Genomic DNA, 17,127 nt, shown 5'->3' with positions numbered 1-17,127 from the left:
TTATTTGCCTCCTTCCCCAGTTTTCTTCTTCGTAGGAAGGACCTCTCCACGATAGATCCATACTTTTACGCCCAATTTACCGTAAGTTGTATCAGCTTCAGCTGTAGCATAATCGATATCAGCACGAAGAGTATGAAGTGGAACTGTTCCTTCGCTGTATGATTCTGAACGAGCGATATCAGCACCGCCTAAACGACCAGATACCATTGTTTTGATACCCTTAGCGCCAGCGCGCATTGCACGTTGAATAGTTTGTTTTTGAGCACGACGGAAAGATACGCGGTTTTCTAATTGACGAGCAATGTTTTCCGCTACCAATTTCGCATCGATATCAGCTCTTTTAATTTCAAGAATGTTGATATGAACACGTTTGCCAGTTAATGAGTTAAGAGATTTACGAAGTGCTTCAACCTCAGTACCACCTTTTCCGATAACCATACCTGGTTTCGCAGTGTGGATTGTGATGTTCAGGCGGTTAGCAGCACGTTCGATTTCTACTTTAGAAACAGAAGCATCGCTTAGACGCTTTGTGATATACTCACGAACCTTAAGGTCTTCGTGTAAAAGATCAGCATAGTCTTTGCCTGCGTACCACTTAGACTCCCAATCACGGATGACTCCGATACGCAAACCGACTGGATTTACTTTTTGACCCACTGATTATCCCTCCTTCTTTTCTGATAAAACGATAGTAATATGACTAGTGCGTTTGTTAATTTGGCTTGCACGACCCATAGCGCGCGGACGGAAACGTTTTAAAGTTGGTCCTTCGTCTACGAACGCTTGAGCAACCACTAAATTATTAACGTCCATTTCGTAGTTGTGCTCAGCGTTAGCTAGTGCGGATTTTAATACTTTTTCTACGATTGGAGAAGCAGCTTTAGGTGTAAGGTTTAAAATCGCCACTGCTTCGCCTACTTGCTTTCCTCGAATTAAATCTACGACTAAACGAGCTTTACGAGGAGCAATACGAACTGTTCTTGCAACAGCTTTAGCTTGCATAAGAATGCCCTCCTCTCATTAACGTCTTGTTTTCTTATCATCATTGCCATGGCCTTTGTACGCACGAGTTGGAGCGAATTCTCCAAGCTTGTGGCCTACCATGTCTTCAGTGATGTATACAGGCACATGTTTACGACCATCATAAACTGCGATTGTGTGTCCGATGAATTGCGGGAAGATCGTAGAACGGCGAGACCAAGTTTTAGTAACTTGTTTGCTTTCTGTTTCGTTTAGCTTTTCGATCTTTGTCATTAAATGTTCATCAACAAAAGGTCCTTTTTTTAAGCTGCGACCCATGATTGAACCTCCCTTCGTGATTGCTCTACGGTTCTTATGTGGAACCGTAGTACAATCCCGTTATTTTTTACGACGACGTACGATAAATTTATCTGATTTGTTGTTCTTCTTGCGTGTCTTGTAACCAAGTGTCGGCTTGCCCCAAGGAGTCATAGGAGACTTACGTCCGATTGGCGCACGTCCTTCACCACCACCGTGTGGGTGATCGTTAGGGTTCATTACAGAACCACGTACAGTTGGGCGCTTGCCTAACCAGCGTGAACGTCCTGCTTTACCAATGTTAATAAGCTCGTGCTGCTCGTTGCCAACTTGACCAACAGTAGCTCGGCACTCAGCAAGAATCATACGAACCTCACCAGAGTTTAAACGAACTAGTACGTATTTGCCCTCTTTACCAAGAACCTGTGCAGAAGTACCTGCAGAACGTACTAATTGTCCACCCTTACCAGGCTTTAATTCGATGTTGTGGATTACAGTACCCACTGGAATGTTGATAAGTGGAAGTGCATTACCCACTTTGATGTCAGCTTCTGGACCAGACATTACTTCCATGCCCACTTGTAAATTCTTAGGTGCAAGGATGTAGCGCTTTTCTCCATCTACATAGTTAATTAGTGCAATATTTGCAGAGCGGTTTGGATCATACTCGATTGTGGCAACGCGTCCTGGAATGCCATCTTTGTTACGTTTAAAATCGATTACACGATATTGACGTTTATGACCGCCGCCTTGATGACGAACTGTCAACTTACCTTGGTTGTTACGGCCGCCTTTTCTCTTTAAAGGAGCAAGTAAAGACTTTTCCGGTTGATTAGTCGTGATTTCTGCGAAATCAGAAACCGTCATGCCGCGACGACCATTAGAGGTAGGTTTATACTTTTTAATCGCCATTTCGTTTCCCTCCTCTTCTAGTTTTAGTATTAAGCTTCAAATAGCTCGATTTCTTGGCTGTCAGCTGTTAATTTAACGATCGCTTTGCGGCGTTTGTTAGTGTAACCGCCGAATTTGCCCATACGCTTGAACTTGCCTTTGTAGTTCATGATGTTAACTTTCTCAACCTTAACGCCAAAGATTTGCTCTACAGCGTCTTTAACTTGAGTTTTGTTAGCTCTAACGTCAACTTCGAACGTATATTTTTTATCAGCCATAATATCAGTAGAACGTTCAGTGATAACGGGGCGCTTAATGATTTCGCGTGCATCCATTATGCAAGCACCTCCTCTACTTTTTCAACCGCTGCTTTTGTCATGATTAGCTTATCATGGTTTAAAACATCTAAAACAGTGATTCCAGAAGCAGATACAACTGTTACTCCAGGGATGTTGCGAGCAGATAATGCTACGTTCTCATCTAGGTCAGCAGTAACGATTAGTGCTTTTGAATCAACAGAAAGACCCGTTAATACACCTTTGAAGTCTTTTGTTTTAGGAGTTTCGAAAGCAAGGCCTTCTAATACTAGGATGTTTTCTTCTAATGCTTTAGAAGATAACGCAGATTTGATTGCCAAACGGCGAACCTTTTTAGGTAATTTGTAGCTGTAACTGCGTGGTACAGGACCAAATACAGTACCGCCTCCGCGCCATTGTGGTGAACGGATGGAACCTTGACGAGCGCGACCTGTGCCTTTCTGGCGCCATGGCTTGCGTCCTCCGCCCGCTACTTCAGAACGAATTTTAGTTTTATGAGTCCCTTGACGTAATGAAGCTCTTTGCATAACAACCGCTTCAAATAATACGTGCTGGTTAGGCTCAACACCAAAGATCGCATCATTAAGTTCGATATCACCAACTTTAGATCCGCTTTGGTTAAACAATGCTACTTTCGGCATTCTGTTTTCCTCCTTTCCGGTTTAATTATTATGCTTTTACCGCACTTCTGATTTTTAATAATGCTTTTTTAGCACCAGGTACGTTTCCTTTGATCAATAGCAAGTTGCGCTCTACGTCAACTTTAACGATTTCAAGGTTTTGTACAGTGATTTGCTCTCCACCCATACGTCCAGGCAATAACTTACCTTTGAATACACGGTTTGGAGCTACAGGACCCATTGAACCCGGGCGACGGTGGTAACGTGAACCGTGTGCCATTGGTCCGCGAGACTGTCCGTGGCGCTTAATGGCACCCTGGAAACCTTTACCCTTTGAGATTCCTGTTACATCAACAGTTTCGCCTTCGGCGAATACATCAACTTTGACTTCTTGACCAACTTCATATTGTCCTAAATCAGCTCCGCGGAATTCACGTACGAAGCGCTTAGGAGCAGTGTTTGCTTTTGCAACATGTCCTTTTTCAGGCTTGTTGGATAGCTTGTCGCGCTTATCTTCAAATCCGACTTGGATTGCTTCGTATCCATCAGTTTCAACTGATTTCTTTTGAAGAACAACGTTCGCAGCAGCCTCAACAACTGTTACCGGGATAAGATCACCGTTTTCAGCAAATACTTGAGTCATACCAATCTTTCTTCCTAAGATTCCTTTGGTCATTTCAGTCACACCTCCTATGTTTGTTGTTAAAATTTATTATTAAAGTTTAATTTCGATATCTACACCAGACGGTAAGTCTAAACGCATTAATGAATCAACCGTTTGTGGTGTTGGGTTAACGATGTCGATAAGACGTTTATGCGTACGCATTTCGAACTGCTCACGAGAATCTTTATACTTATGAACCGCACGAAGAATTGTGTAAATTGACTTCTCAGTTGGTAATGGGATCGGCCCAGATACAGCCGCACCAGAACGTTTTGCAGTCTCAACAATCTTTTCAGCAGATTGATCAAGGATTCTGTGATCATACGCTTTTAAACGAATACGAATTTTTTGTTTTGCCATTATTTTCCCTCCTTTTCGCCTATTTTACTATAGACATTCTCCGTGAAAATTTCCCACACACTCGCCATGGCAAAGCGGCCGGGTGTGTCAGCAACCTTTCACATCATCGCAGTCAAAGACCAACATTGTCTATTATACAGAAACAAAAAATGAAATGCAACAAGTAAATGTTATTTCTTTATGTTCCGCACACTTTTACTATTATAACGACTAACCCAAAAGTTTTCAATAGGAATAGAAGAAGTCTAAATATTTCATTTAGACACACTGCAGGAAAATGAAATGAATTAATTGGAGAATCTATACTATAGAAGAAACTCGGAAAAGCGAATTATCAAAAGGGAGCAGAAACAGCAAATAAAGACAATGAAATTCAATAGCATTTTTAATACTTATGAGTTCACCTTAGGCTCTGATCGGAACTATTATCACCTGTTAGTTCCCTTAATAACTAAATTCATGTTTCTGCAGGACAAAATTAAACTTTTCATTTGTGTTTAAATACTTAAGATTTTTCTTTGCAAAATTTTATGCAGGTATGACGCTATTCACGGCTTAGCTATGAATCATTTTCCATCAAGTATGAAACCGAAAATATATCCTCCCTTTCGGACAAAGAAATTATATATAAGAATGCAAAAAAAACAGATGGGTCGTCACCCATCTGTTTAATATAATTATTCTTGGATTGTAGCAACTACGCCAGCGCCAACAGTACGTCCACCCTCACGGATAGAGAATTTAGTACCTTCTTCAATAGCGATTGGAGCAATTAGTTCTACAGTCATTTCAATGTTATCTCCAGGCATAACCATTTCTACGCCTTCAGGAAGATTACAAATACCAGTTACGTCAGTTGTACGGAAGTAGAACTGAGGACGGTAGTTTGTGAAGAATGGAGTATGACGTCCACCTTCTTCTTTTGATAAAACGTAAACTTCTGCTTTGAACTTTGTGTGTGGTGTGATTGTACCTGGCTTAGCAAGCACCTGTCCACGTTGGATATCTTCACGAGCAACCCCACGAAGAAGGGCACCAATGTTGTCTCCAGCTTCAGCATAATCAAGAAGCTTACGGAACATTTCAACACCAGTTACAGTAGTAGACTTTGGTTCTTCAGCTAAACCGATGATTTCGATTACGTCACCGACTTTAACTTGTCCACGCTCAACACGGCCTGTAGCAACTGTTCCACGGCCAGTGATTGAGAATACGTCCTCAACTGGCATCATGAATGGTTTGTCAGTGTCACGAGTTGGAGTTGGGATGTACTCGTCAACAGCAGCCATTAGTTCTTCGATTTTAGCTTCCCACTCAGCTTCTCCTTCAAGAGCTTTAAGTGCAGAACCTTTGATTACAGGGATGTCATCGCCTGGGAAGTCGTATTCAGAAAGAAGGTCACGTACTTCCATTTCTACTAACTCAAGAAGCTCTTCGTCGTCAACCATGTCACACTTGTTCATGAATACAACAAGGTAAGGTACACCTACCTGACGAGAAAGAAGGATGTGCTCACGTGTTTGAGGCATTGGGCCGTCAGCAGCAGAAACAACTAGGATTCCGCCGTCCATTTGTGCAGCACCAGTGATCATGTTTTTAACATAGTCAGCGTGACCTGGGCAGTCAACGTGTGCATAGTGACGATTATCAGTTTCGTACTCAACGTGTGCTGTTGAGATTGTGATTCCACGCTCGCGCTCTTCTGGAGCCGCGTCGATTTGATCGTATCCGCGTGCTTCTCCGCCGCCCTTCTTAGAAAGAACAGTTGTGATAGCTGCAGTTAAAGTAGTTTTACCATGGTCAACGTGTCCGATAGTACCGATGTTAACATGGGGTTTTGAACGGTCAAATTTAGCTTTTGCCATTTTGAAAAATCCTCCTTTAGAATATAAAAGTTAAGTATTTTGTTGCTGTGGAAAGGTTGCCCTATCCACAGCACTTTATGCCTACAATAGTAGTTATACTTGATTAAAAAGGTAAAATCAATTATTCACCTTTATTTTTTTTAATGATTTCTTCAGAAATTGATTTTGGCACTTCTTCATAGTGGTCGAAGTGCATTGAGAATGTACCGCGGCCTTGCGTGTTAGAACGCAAGGCAGTTGCGTAGCCAAACATTTCTGAAAGTGGAACCATTGCACGAACTACTTGAGCATTACCGCGCGCTTCCATACCTTCTACACGTCCACGGCGTGATGTAACATCACCCATGATATCACCCATGTATTCTTCAGGGATTACGACTTCAACTTTCATAACCGGCTCAAGAATTACAGGATTACATTTTGACGCAGCATTTTTAAGTGCCATTGAAGCAGCAATTTTAAACGCCATTTCAGAAGAGTCAACATCATGGTATGAACCGTCAAATAGTCTAGCTTTGATATCTACTAATGGGAATCCAGCAAGTATTCCTCTTTCGAGAGCATCTTCAAGACCAGCTTGAACCGCAGGGATGTATTCACGAGGAACAACACCACCGACAATACCGTTTTCGAATTCGAAGCCTTTACCTTCTTCGTTTGGAGCAAACTCGATCCATACGTGTCCGAATTGTCCGCGTCCACCTGATTGACGAGCAAATTTACCTTCAACTTGCGCTGAAGCACGGAAAGTTTCACGGTACGCAACCTGAGGTGCACCTACGTTTGCTTCCACTTTAAATTCACGTCTCATACGGTCAACAAGGATATCAAGGTGAAGTTCACCCATACCAGCGATGATAACTTGTCCAGTTTCCTGGTCAGTATGCGCACGGAATGTAGGATCTTCCTCTTGAAGCTTTTGCAGAGCAGTAGTCATTTTATCTTGATCAGCCTTTGATTTAGGCTCGATAGATAATGAGATAACTGGTTCTGGGAATTCCATAGACTCAAGAATAACAAGACTCTTTTCATCACATAGAGTATCGCCAGTACTAGTATCTTTTAGACCTACAGCTGCTGCGATATCTCCAGCATATACTGTTGCAATCTCTTCACGGGAGTTAGCATGCATTTGCAGGATACGTCCTACACGCTCACGCTTTCCTTTAGTAGAGTTTTGTACATATGAACCTGAGTTCAAAGTACCAGAGTATACACGGAAGAATGTTAATTTACCAACATAAGGGTCGGTCATAACTTTAAACGCTAGAGCTGAGAATGGTGAATCATCGCTTGAAGGACGAGTAACCTCTTCTTCTGAATCAGGAAGAGTACCTTTAATAGCTGGTACGTCTAATGGTGATGGAAGATAATCGATTACTGCATCAAGCATTTTTTGTACACCTTTGTTTTTGAAAGCAGAGCCACAGATTACAGGATAGAATTCAACGTTTACTGTACCTTGACGAATTGCCGCTTTTAGCTCTTCGTTAGTGATTTCTTCACCGCCAAGATATTTCTCCATTAATTCTTCATCAAGTTCAGCTACCGCTTCAATTAGCTTTTCGCGGTATTCCTCAGCTTGTTCCATGTATTCTTCTGGAATTTCACGGTCTTCCATATCAGTACCTAGGTCGTTGCCGTAGAACGTTGCTTTCATTTCAATTAGGTCAATGATGCCTTCGAATTGATCTTCAGCACCGATTGGTAATTGGATAGCTGCTGCATTTGCTTGTAAACGGTCATGAAGAGTCTTCAATGAGTACAAGAAGTCAGCACCGATTTTGTCCATTTTGTTTACGAATACCACACGTGGTACTCCGTAAGTAGTAGCCTGGCGCCAAACTGTTTCAGTTTGAGGCTCAACTCCTGATTGTGCATCAAGTACAGCTACCGCACCATCAAGCACACGCAGGGAACGTTCAACCTCAACAGTGAAGTCTACGTGTCCAGGAGTGTCAATGATGTTAACGCGGTGGCCTTTCCACTGTGCAGTTGTAGCAGCAGAAGTAATCGTGATTCCACGTTCCTGCTCCTGCTCCATCCAGTCCATCTGTGAAGCACCTTCGTGAGTTTCACCGATTTTGTGGATACGGCCAGTGTAGTAAAGTACACGCTCAGTTGTTGTTGTTTTACCGGCATCGATATGAGCCATGATACCGATATTACGAGTATTTTCTAAGGAGAACTCTCTAGCCATTGGGTCTTTCTCCTTCCTAGTATGAGTGTTATTTTGATTAAGCTATATATTTTACCAGCGGTAGTGAGCAAACGCTTTGTTTGCTTCTGCCATTTTGTGTGTATCTTCACGCTTCTTAACAGATGCGCCAGTGTTGTTAGCTGCATCTAGAATTTCGTTAGCTAAACGCTCTTCCATTGTTTTCTCACCGCGAAGACGAGAATAGTTTACTAACCAGCGAAGACCAAGAGTTGTACGGCGATCTGGGCGCACCTCAACTGGTACTTGGTAGTTTGCTCCACCTACACGGCGTGCTTTTACTTCAAGTACAGGCATGATGTTCTTAAGTGCTTGATCGAATACTTCCATTGGCTCTTTGCCAGTACGTTCGCTAATGATATCAAATGCAGAGTAAAGAATTGCTTGAGATTTACCTCTTTTACCGTCAACCATCATTTTGTTGATTAAGCGGCTAACTAGCTTTGAGTTGTAAATCGGATCCGGCAATACGTCTCTTTTTGCTACAGGACCTTTACGTGGCATGGATGTTTCCTCCTTTCAATGATGTTAATCTATTTAATAGAATTATTTTTTAGCTGCTTTCGGACGCTTAGCACCGTATTTAGAACGGCCTTGCATACGGTTGTTAACACCAGCAGTATCTAAAGCGCCGCGCACGATGTGGTAACGTACACCCGGTAAGTCTTTTACACGACCTCCACGGATTAACACTACACTGTGCTCTTGCAGGTTGTGCCCGATACCAGGAATGTAAGCATTAACCTCGATACCATTTGTTAAACGAACACGTGCATACTTACGCAATGCTGAGTTCGGTTTCTTTGGAGTCATTGTACCAACACGAGTACATACACCACGCTTTTGAGGTGAAGCTACATTAGTTTGTGCTTTCTTGAAGCTGTTGTAACCTTTGTTAAGCGCTGGTGAATTAGACTTCTCAGATTTCGTTTGACGCGGCTTGCGCACTAATTGATTAATAGTAGGCATTTGTTTTTCCTCCCTTCGAATTTGTTTAAGCCCACACATCCAGGTGGTTCATTTTGATGCAAAAACAAAGTTCTTGCAGATCTCAATCTACAAAAACAGTTTTTAAAGAGTTATGGCAACAGCTGCCGCACCCACTTCAATCCCGCATGCTTTTCCGAGGTTTTGCATTGAATCCACATACAAGATCGGAACATTCATATCACTCGCTGTACTTACCACTTTTGCTGTCACTCTCGCATCAGCATCTCTGGCAACTAGCACTTCTTTGATTGTTCCAGTTTTGAGAGCTTTAACTGTTTGCTTTGTTCCTACAATAAAACTTTTTGCCTGCAATACTTTATCATAAGACATTTGATGTATCCTCCAAAGTATCCGGTGAATAGGAGCACCTTTGCTATAGTAACATCTTCATTTTTTGATGTCAACAAGCAAAATGATTTTTATTTCATTTATTCACTTTAAAATGCGGTGCCTGCTGCAAATCAGCAAACACCGCAATGAATAATTTACTCAACTGTTACTGTATCTTCTGTTGCCTCTTCATTTGTATAAGGCTCTGCTCTTCTGTAACGCTGCATACCTGTTCCTGCAGGGACAAGTTTACCAATAATTACATTCTCTTTAAGGCCAAGGAGCTCATCACGCTTGCCTTTGATTGCTGCATCGGTAAGAACTCTTGTCGTCTCCTGGAAGGATGCTGCAGATAAGAAGGAGTCTGTTTCAAGAGATGCTTTTGTGATACCAAGAAGCACCGGACGCCCTGTTGCAGGCATTTTCCCAGCCAGAAGGGCTTTTTCATTGGCATCTGTGAACTGATGGACATCAAGCAGTGTACCAGGCAGTACATCTGTTTCTGCCGCATCAATTACGCGCACTTTGCGAAGCATTTGGCGTACCATAACTTCGATATGCTTATCGCCAATTTCAACCCCCTGCATGCGGTATACTTTTTGAACCTCACGCAGCAAGTATTCTTGAACAGCTGTAACATCTCTAACTTTTATTAACTCTTTAGGGTCAATAGAACCTTCTGTCAATTCCTGACCACGTACTACCTCATCGTTAACAGAAACTTTTAGGCGTCCTGTATATGGTGCAGTATATGTTTTAGACTCCACTTCACCTTGTACCACAATTTCATGCTGTCGGTCACGGCCTTCATTAATGCCGACCACAACACCATCAATTTCGGAAATAACCGCTTGACCCTTAGGGTTACGGGCTTCAAAGATTTCCTGGATACGAGGTAAACCTTGAGTGATGTCATCTCCTGCCACACCGCCGGTATGGAAGGTACGCATTGTTAACTGTGTACCAGGTTCTCCGATGGATTGAGCAGCAATGATACCTACAGCCTCACCAACTTCAACCTCTTGTCCAGTAGCAAGGTTGCGGCCGTAGCACTTTTTACATACACCATGACGAGTGTTACAAGTAAATGCAGAACGGATCCATACCTTCTCAATGCCAGCTGTAACAATCTCATTGGCAATGTCCTCAGTGATTAAGCCGTTTTCTGCAACAATAACTTCCTTAGTTTCAGGATGTTTGATGTTTCTTCTTGCATAACGGCCGATTAAACGCTCTTCCAGGGCTTCGATTACTTCCGTACCATCTTTAAGAGAAGCAATCAATAGACCGCGATCTGTTCCGCAATCGTCATCACGTACAATAACATCCTGCGCAACATCTACAAGACGGCGAGTCAGATAACCTGAGTCAGCAGTTTTAAGAGCCGTATCCGCAAGTCCTTTACGGGCACCGTGAGTAGAAATAAAGTACTCGAGAACCGTTAAGCCTTCACGGAAACTTGATTTAATCGGTAATTCGATGATACGTCCAGCCGGGTTGGCCATCAGTCCGCGCATACCAGCTAACTGAGTGAAGTTAGATGCGTTACCACGGGCACCCGAGTCACTCATCATAAAGATTGGGTTGGATTTATCCAATGACTTCATCAGCTTGGACTGGATATTATCCTTCGCCGCACTCCAGATTGAAATAACACGATCATAACGCTCATCTTCTGTAATAAGACCGCGTCTAAACTGTTTCATTACATTATCAACCTTGCCCTGTGCTTCCTGGATAATCTCCTGCTTCTCACCTAATACCACGATATCTGCTACACCGACAGTGATACCGGCTTTTGTGGAGTGTCTGAAACCAAGGTTTTTCATGCGGTCAAGCATTTTGGATGTTTCTGTAATTTTAAAACGTTTAAATACTTCCGCAATGATATTACCAAGAATCTTTTTCTTAAACGGATCAACAAGAGGCATTTCCTTGATGACAGAAGCCACATCTGTGGCAGGCTCTACAAAGTACTTTTCAGGAGTTTCAATTTCAAGATTTTCTTTTGTAGGCTCATTGATATACGGGAATGTCTCTGGCAAAATCTCGTTGAAAATAAGCTTGCCTACTGTTGTTAACAAGAGCTTTTTATTTTGTTCTTCAGTAAATGTCTGGTTATTTAAGGATCCGGCATATACAGCTACTCTAGTATGCAAATGAACATAGCCATTTTGGTAGGCCAGCAATGCTTCACTAGTATCATTGAAAATCATGCCTTCGCCAACAGCGCCTGCTCTTTCAAGTGTAAGGTAATAGTTACCTAATACCATATCCTGTGAAGGAGTAACAACTGGTTTTCCATCTTTCGGGTTCAGGATGTTCTGTGCCGCAAGCATTAATAAACGCGCTTCAGCCTGAGCTTCTGCTGATAAAGGTACGTGAACCGCCATTTGGTCACCATCAAAGTCTGCGTTATAAGCAGTACATACAAGAGGGTGAAGACGGATGGCGCGCCCTTCTACCAATGTAGGTTCGAACGCCTGAATACCAAGTCTATGAAGAGTCGGTGCACGGTTAAGCAAGACAGGGTGTTCTTTAATAACACTTTCAAGAACGTCCCATACTTCCGGCTGTACTCTTTCAATTTTGCGTTTGGCAGATTTAATGTTATGGGCTAAGCCCTTTTCTACCAATTCTTTCATAACAAATGGCTTGAATAATTCCAATGCCATTTCTTTCGGAAGCCCGCACTGATACATTTTTAAGTTTGGTCCGACTACGATAACAGAACGGCCTGAGTAGTCAACACGCTTACCAAGCAAGTTTTGGCGGAATCGTCCTTGCTTACCTTTTAGCATGTGTGACAAGGACTTCAACGGACGGTTTCCTGGTCCTGTTACCGGTCTGCCGCGTCGTCCATTATCAATAAGCGCATCAACAGCTTCCTGCAGCATGCGTTTTTCATTCTGAACGATAATGCTTGGAGCACCAAGGTCCAATAACCGCTTTAGGCGATTATTTCTGTTTATTACACGGCGATACAAATCATTTAAGTCGGAAGTTGCAAAACGTCCGCCATCAAGCTGTACCATCGGACGAAGTTCTGGAGGGATAACCGGCAGAACGTCTAGAATCATCCAGGAAGGTTCATTTCCAGAACCACGGAAAGCTTCTAGAACTTCAAGGCGCTTAATAGCACGAGTACGGCGCTGGCCTTGTGCAGTTTTCAATTCCTCTTTCAGGGTGTCTACTTCCTTGTTGAGGTCGATATCAGAAAGAAGCTTCTTAATGGATTCAGCACCCATTGATGCCTGGAACTTGTTTCCGTATTTTTCGCGATATGCACGGTATTCTTTTTCAGAAAGCAGCTGCTTCTTTTCAAGAGCCGTATCGCCCGGATCAGTTACAACATAAGAAGCAAAATAGATAACTTCCTCAAGCGCACGAGGGGACATATCAAGAACAAGACCCATGCGGCTTGGAATACCTTTAAAGTACCAAATGTGGGATACAGGAGCAGCAAGTTCAATGTGGCCCATTCTTTCGCGGCGCACTTTTGCGCGGGTTACTTCAACACCGCATCGATCACAAACAACACCTTTGTATCTGACGCGTTTGTATTTTCCACAGTGGCATTCCCAGTCCTTTGTTGGTCCGAAAATGCGTTCGCAGAACAAACCGTCTTTTTCAGGCTTTAATGTACGATAGTTAATCGTTTCAGGTTTTTTGACCTCACCGTGTGACCAAGAACGAATCTTATCCGGTGAAGCAAGACCTATCTTCATATACTCGAAATTGTTTACATCTAGCAAGGGGCCTACCTCCCTTTTAATCTCCGGGTTTTACCCTTATTGCTCAATACAGCAGCATGAATGCCGGTACATATTCATCTTCGGCTTCGCCTGGATAAGGCGAAGCGCAAAGAAATTTAGGAACTTTGGATTCCATTTTTATATGAAAGTTATTCTTTGGTAACTACTTGCTCTACATTCTGCGTTTCCGGGGCAATTGTAAGTGATTCAGCCTGCTGAACCTCTTCATCATCCTCCATGTCGCGCATTTCAATTTCTTCTTCATCGCCTGAAAGGATCTTAACGTCCATACCCAAGCTTTGAAGTTCCTTGATTAGTACCTTGAATGACTCAGGTACACCTGGCTCAGGAACATTCTCGCCTTTAACGATTGACTCGTAAGTCTTAACACGTCCTACCACATCATCGGATTTGACCGTTAAAATTTCCTGAAGAGTATATGCTGCACCATATGCTTCAAGTGCCCATACCTCCATCTCACCGAAACGCTGTCCGCCGAACTGAGCTTTACCGCCCAGAGGCTGCTGCGTAACGAGTGAGTAAGGTCCAGTTGAACGGGCATGCAGCTTGTCATCAACCATGTGTGCCAGTTTGATCATGTACATGACGCCTACTGATACGCGATTATCAAACGGCTCGCCGGAGCGTCCATCATAAAGGACAGTCTTTGCATCACGGGCCATGCCTGCTTCTTGAATCGTTGACCAAACGTCTTCCTCACGGGCACCATCAAATACAGGGGAAGCTACATGAATGCCAAGAGCTCTGGCAGCCATACCAAGGTGAAGCTCAAGCACCTGTCCGATGTTCATACGTGATGGAACCCCTAATGGGTTTAACATGATATCAACTGGAGTGCCGTCTGGTAAATATGGCATATCTTCTTCCGGCAAAATACGGGAGATAACACCCTTGTTACCATGGCGGCCGGCCATCTTGTCCCCTTCAGAGATTTTTCGCTTTTGAACGATGTATACACGTACCAGCTGGTTCACACCTGGAGGAAGTTCATCTCCATCTTCCCTGTTAAACACTTTAACATCAAGTACAATACCGCCGCCGCCATGTGGCACACGGAGGGATGTATCGCGGACTTCACGTGCTTTTTCACCAAAGATTGCATGTAATAGCCTTTCTTCAGCCGTTAGTTCGGTTACCCCTTTAGGAGTAACTTTACCAACTAGCAGATCACCGTCTTTAACTTCCGCACCCGTACGGATAATTCCGCGCTCATCAAGGTTGCGAAGGGCATCTTCCCCAACGTTAGGGATATCGCGGGTAATTTCTTCAGGCCCTAGTTTTGTATCGCGGGACTCAGATTCATATTCTTCAATATGGATAGATGTATAAACATCATCTTTTACGAGACGCTCACTCATAATGATCGCATCCTCGTAGTTATATCCATCCCATGTCATAAATGCTACAAGAACGTTTCGTCCAAGGGCTAATTCCCCAAGTTCCATTGAAGGTCCGTCAGCAAGGATTTCTCCCTTAGTTACACGGTTTCCTACTGCAACAATTGGACGCTGGTTGTAGCATGTTCCCTGGTTGGAACGGATAAATTTAAGCATTCTGTATTTATCAAGATCGCCTTTTACTTCCTGTCCGTCTACATTTTGAATGCGGCGCACCCAAACTTCTCGTGCTTCAACATGCTCAACAATTCCTTCATGTTTACAGATGACTGCAGCACCAGAGTCTTTACCTGATACGTATTCCATACCAGTCCCAACTCTAGGTGCTTCCGGCTGCATCAAAGGCACAGCCTGACGCTGCATGTTCGCTCCCATTAAGGCACGGTTGGAGTCATCGTTTTCCAAGAAAGGAATACAAGCTGTCGCTGCAGAAACTACTTGCTTAGGCGATACATCCATGTAATCAACACGATCGCGTTTTACAACAGTGTTTTCACCCTTGAAACGGGCAACTACTTCTTCATCAAGGAATGAACCATCATCACCCAGAAGTGCATTCGCCTGAGCAACTACATAGTTATCCTCTTCATCAGCTGTTAGATAGTCGATGCGGGAAGTAACTTTTCCTGTCTCAGGATCGATGCGGCGATAAGGTGTTTCAATGAATCCAAAACGGTTCACCTTCGCGAATGAAGATAAGGAGTTGATCAATCCAATGTTAGGTCCCTCAGGCGTTTCAATCGGACACATACGGCCATAGTGAGAGTAGTGAACGTCACGCACTTCAAAACCGGCACGTTCACGAGTCAATCCGCCAGGCCCTAACGCTGAAAGACGGCGTTTATGTGTTAATTCAGCAAGCGGATTTGTTTGGTCCATGAACTGGGACAACTGAGAGCTTCCGAAGAACTCTTTAATTGAAGCAATTACCGGACGAATGTTAATCAGCTGCTGAGGTGTAATTGTATTTGTATCTTGAATAGACATTCTCTCGCGGACAACACGCTCCATACGGGATAAACCAATACGGAACTGGTTTTGCAATAGTTCGCCAACGGAACGAAGGCGTCTGTTTCCAAGATGGTCAATATCATCAGTATCTCCCACAGAGTGAAGAAGATTAAAGAAATAACTGATTGAAGCAATAATGTCTGAAGGAGAAATGTTTTTCACTGCTTCTTCAACATAGGCATTTCCAATCACATTAATGACCTTTTCTCCGTCTTCGTTTGGCGCGTAAATCTTGATGGATTGCAGCAATACATCATCATCTACTACTCCGCCTAAAAGGCTAACTGTTTTAAAACCGATATCTTTCTCCAAATTCGGAAGAATGCGGTCCAATGTACGGCGATCAAGAGTAACGCCTTTTTCCGCAATAATTTCGCCTGTTTCTGGATCCACAAGTGTTTCAGCTAGTTTCTGGCCAAATAAACGGTTTTTAATATGAAGCTTTTTATTAATTTTGTAACGGCCGACATTAGCTAAATCATAGCGTTTTGGATCGAAAAATCTTGAAACAAGCAAGCTCTTCGCATTATCGACTGTCGGCGGCTCACCAGGACGAAGGCGTTCATAAATTTCAAGCAATGCCTTATCCGTGCTTTCGGTATTATCTTTTTCGAGAGTGTTGCGAATGTACTCGTTGTCTCCAATCAAATCGATGATCTCTTGATCAGAGCCGAACCCAAGTGCACGCAAAAGAACCGTAACGGGCAGTTTCCGAGTACGATCTATTCTGACGTATACGACGTCTTTGGCATCAGTTTCATACTCAAGCCAGGCGCCGCGGTTCGGGATTACGGTTGCGGTATATCCTTTTTTCCCGTTTTTATCAAGCTTTCCACTGAAATATACGCTCGGTGAACGTACAAGCTGGGATACAATGACACGTTCCGCTCCATTAATAACGAACGTACCTGTCTCTGTCATAAGCGGGAAGTCACCCATAAAGACATCCTGGTCTTTAACTTCGCCTGTTTCTTTGTTTACAAGACGCACTTTCACACGTAAAGGTGCAGAATATGTAACATCTCGTTCTTTCGATTCCTCAACGGAATATTTTGGTTCGCCAAGGCTGTAATCAATAAATTCAAGCGACAAATTACCAGTAAAGTCTTCAATCGGAGAAATATCATGGAACATTTCTCGTAAACCCTCATCAAGAAACCATTGATAAGAAGAGGTTTGGATTTCGATTAGATTTGGTAATTCTAAAACTTCACTGATTCGTGCGTAACTTCTACGTTGGCGGTGTCGTCCATACTGAACTAGTTGACCTGTCAACTGATTCACCCCTCAAATCAAGCGTTATTGTTGCTAATAGCAATTTATTATCATCCTATAAGAAAAGCGGGAACGTAAGCCAAACATCCATTCTTATAAGACAAAAAGAAAAAGGGTTTTCACTTCAAAAACCAC

At 43.1% G+C, this 17,127-nt stretch carries 15 protein-coding genes; all 15 read right to left on the bottom strand.

The window, feature by feature from the left end; genetic code table 11:
• On the bottom strand, positions 1-657 hold the full coding sequence (gene rpsC, locus J7I93_RS17210) for a 30S ribosomal protein S3 (protein ID WP_035332293.1): 657 nt from the start codon (positions 655-657) through the stop codon (positions 1-3).
• Between the two features lie 3 nt (positions 658-660).
• Complete coding sequence (gene rplV / locus J7I93_RS17205; protein WP_009336582.1) at positions 661-1,002, bottom strand: 50S ribosomal protein L22; 342 nt, start codon at positions 1,000-1,002, stop codon at positions 661-663.
• 18 nt (positions 1,003-1,020) lie between these two features.
• Complete coding sequence (rpsS, locus tag J7I93_RS17200; protein ID WP_009336580.1) at positions 1,021-1,299, bottom strand: 30S ribosomal protein S19; 279 nt, start codon at positions 1,297-1,299, stop codon at positions 1,021-1,023.
• Positions 1,300-1,359: 60 nt separating this feature from the next.
• On the bottom strand, positions 1,360-2,190 hold the full coding sequence (rplB, locus tag J7I93_RS17195) for a 50S ribosomal protein L2 (RefSeq protein WP_214727149.1): 831 nt from the start codon (positions 2,188-2,190) through the stop codon (positions 1,360-1,362).
• Between the two features lie 29 nt (positions 2,191-2,219).
• Complete coding sequence (gene rplW / locus J7I93_RS17190) at positions 2,220-2,504, bottom strand: 50S ribosomal protein L23 (protein WP_034262861.1); 285 nt, start codon at positions 2,502-2,504, stop codon at positions 2,220-2,222.
• A complete protein-coding gene (rplD, locus tag J7I93_RS17185) occupies positions 2,504-3,127 on the bottom strand; it encodes a 50S ribosomal protein L4 (RefSeq protein WP_214727147.1) in 624 nt (207 codons plus the stop codon). Before rplD ends, rplW begins: the two co-directional genes overlap by 1 nt.
• Before the next feature lie 28 nt (positions 3,128-3,155).
• Entirely contained in the window at positions 3,156-3,782 is a 627-nt protein-coding gene (rplC, locus tag J7I93_RS17180) for a 50S ribosomal protein L3 (RefSeq protein WP_214727145.1), read from the bottom strand.
• Between the two features lie 39 nt (positions 3,783-3,821).
• Positions 3,822-4,130, bottom strand: a complete 309-nt coding sequence (gene rpsJ, locus J7I93_RS17175) for a 30S ribosomal protein S10 (RefSeq protein WP_009336571.1) — start codon at positions 4,128-4,130, stop codon at positions 3,822-3,824.
• 677 nt (positions 4,131-4,807) lie between these two features.
• Entirely contained in the window at positions 4,808-5,995 is a 1,188-nt protein-coding gene (gene tuf / locus J7I93_RS17170) for an elongation factor Tu (RefSeq protein ID WP_214727143.1), read from the bottom strand.
• A gap of 121 nt (positions 5,996-6,116) precedes the next feature.
• Entirely contained in the window at positions 6,117-8,195 is a 2,079-nt protein-coding gene (gene fusA / locus J7I93_RS17165; protein ID WP_214727141.1) for an elongation factor G, read from the bottom strand.
• 51 nt (positions 8,196-8,246) lie between these two features.
• Positions 8,247-8,717, bottom strand: a complete 471-nt coding sequence (rpsG, locus tag J7I93_RS17160; protein ID WP_113885244.1) for a 30S ribosomal protein S7 — start codon at positions 8,715-8,717, stop codon at positions 8,247-8,249.
• 42 nt (positions 8,718-8,759) lie between these two features.
• Entirely contained in the window at positions 8,760-9,182 is a 423-nt protein-coding gene (rpsL, locus tag J7I93_RS17155) for a 30S ribosomal protein S12 (protein ID WP_009336562.1), read from the bottom strand.
• Between the two features lie 102 nt (positions 9,183-9,284).
• Positions 9,285-9,533, bottom strand: a complete 249-nt coding sequence (locus J7I93_RS17150) for a 50S ribosomal protein L7ae-like protein (RefSeq protein ID WP_214727139.1) — start codon at positions 9,531-9,533, stop codon at positions 9,285-9,287.
• A 155-nt stretch (positions 9,534-9,688) separates the two neighbouring features.
• The gene (gene rpoC / locus J7I93_RS17145) at positions 9,689-13,288 is read right to left on the bottom strand and encodes a DNA-directed RNA polymerase subunit beta' (RefSeq protein WP_214727137.1); all 3,600 of its coding nucleotides are present in this window, start codon (positions 13,286-13,288) and stop codon (positions 9,689-9,691) included.
• 149 nt (positions 13,289-13,437) lie between these two features.
• Complete coding sequence (gene rpoB, locus J7I93_RS17140) at positions 13,438-16,992, bottom strand: DNA-directed RNA polymerase subunit beta (protein WP_214727136.1); 3,555 nt, start codon at positions 16,990-16,992, stop codon at positions 13,438-13,440.
• Positions 16,993-17,127: the final 135 nt, after the last annotated feature.

This window comes from Bacillus sp. ISL-47 (assembly GCF_018613175.1).
GTDB lineage: Bacteria > Bacillota > Bacilli > Bacillales > Cytobacillaceae > Cytobacillus.
This window is presented reverse-complemented; position numbering and strand designations above follow the sequence as displayed.

What these genes read in the sequence shown, in the direction of transcription:
- rplW (WP_034262861.1), bottom strand. Translation starts at nt 2,504, where the DNA reads ATGGATGCACGCGAAATCATTAAGCGCCCCGTTATCACTGAACGTTCT.
- fusA (WP_214727141.1), bottom strand. Translation starts at nt 8,195, where the DNA reads ATGGCTAGAGAGTTCTCCTTAGAAAATACTCGTAATATCGGTATCATG.
- rpsG (WP_113885244.1), bottom strand. Translation starts at nt 8,717, where the DNA reads ATGCCACGTAAAGGTCCTGTAGCAAAAAGAGACGTATTGCCGGATCCG.
- J7I93_RS17150 (WP_214727139.1), bottom strand. Translation starts at nt 9,533, where the DNA reads ATGTCTTATGATAAAGTATTGCAGGCAAAAAGTTTTATTGTAGGAACA.
- rpsS (WP_009336580.1), bottom strand. Translation starts at nt 1,299, where the DNA reads ATGGGTCGCAGCTTAAAAAAAGGACCTTTTGTTGATGAACATTTAATG.
- rplB (WP_214727149.1), bottom strand. Translation starts at nt 2,190, where the DNA reads ATGGCGATTAAAAAGTATAAACCTACCTCTAATGGTCGTCGCGGCATG.
- rplD (WP_214727147.1), bottom strand. Translation starts at nt 3,127, where the DNA reads ATGCCGAAAGTAGCATTGTTTAACCAAAGCGGATCTAAAGTTGGTGAT.
- rpsL (WP_009336562.1), bottom strand. Translation starts at nt 9,182, where the DNA reads ATGCCTACTATTAATCAATTAGTGCGCAAGCCGCGTCAAACGAAATCT.
- rpsJ (WP_009336571.1), bottom strand. Translation starts at nt 4,130, where the DNA reads ATGGCAAAACAAAAAATTCGTATTCGTTTAAAAGCGTATGATCACAGA.
- tuf (WP_214727143.1), bottom strand. Translation starts at nt 5,995, where the DNA reads ATGGCAAAAGCTAAATTTGACCGTTCAAAACCCCATGTTAACATCGGT.
- rplV (WP_009336582.1), bottom strand. Translation starts at nt 1,002, where the DNA reads ATGCAAGCTAAAGCTGTTGCAAGAACAGTTCGTATTGCTCCTCGTAAA.
- rplC (WP_214727145.1), bottom strand. Translation starts at nt 3,782, where the DNA reads ATGACCAAAGGAATCTTAGGAAGAAAGATTGGTATGACTCAAGTATTT.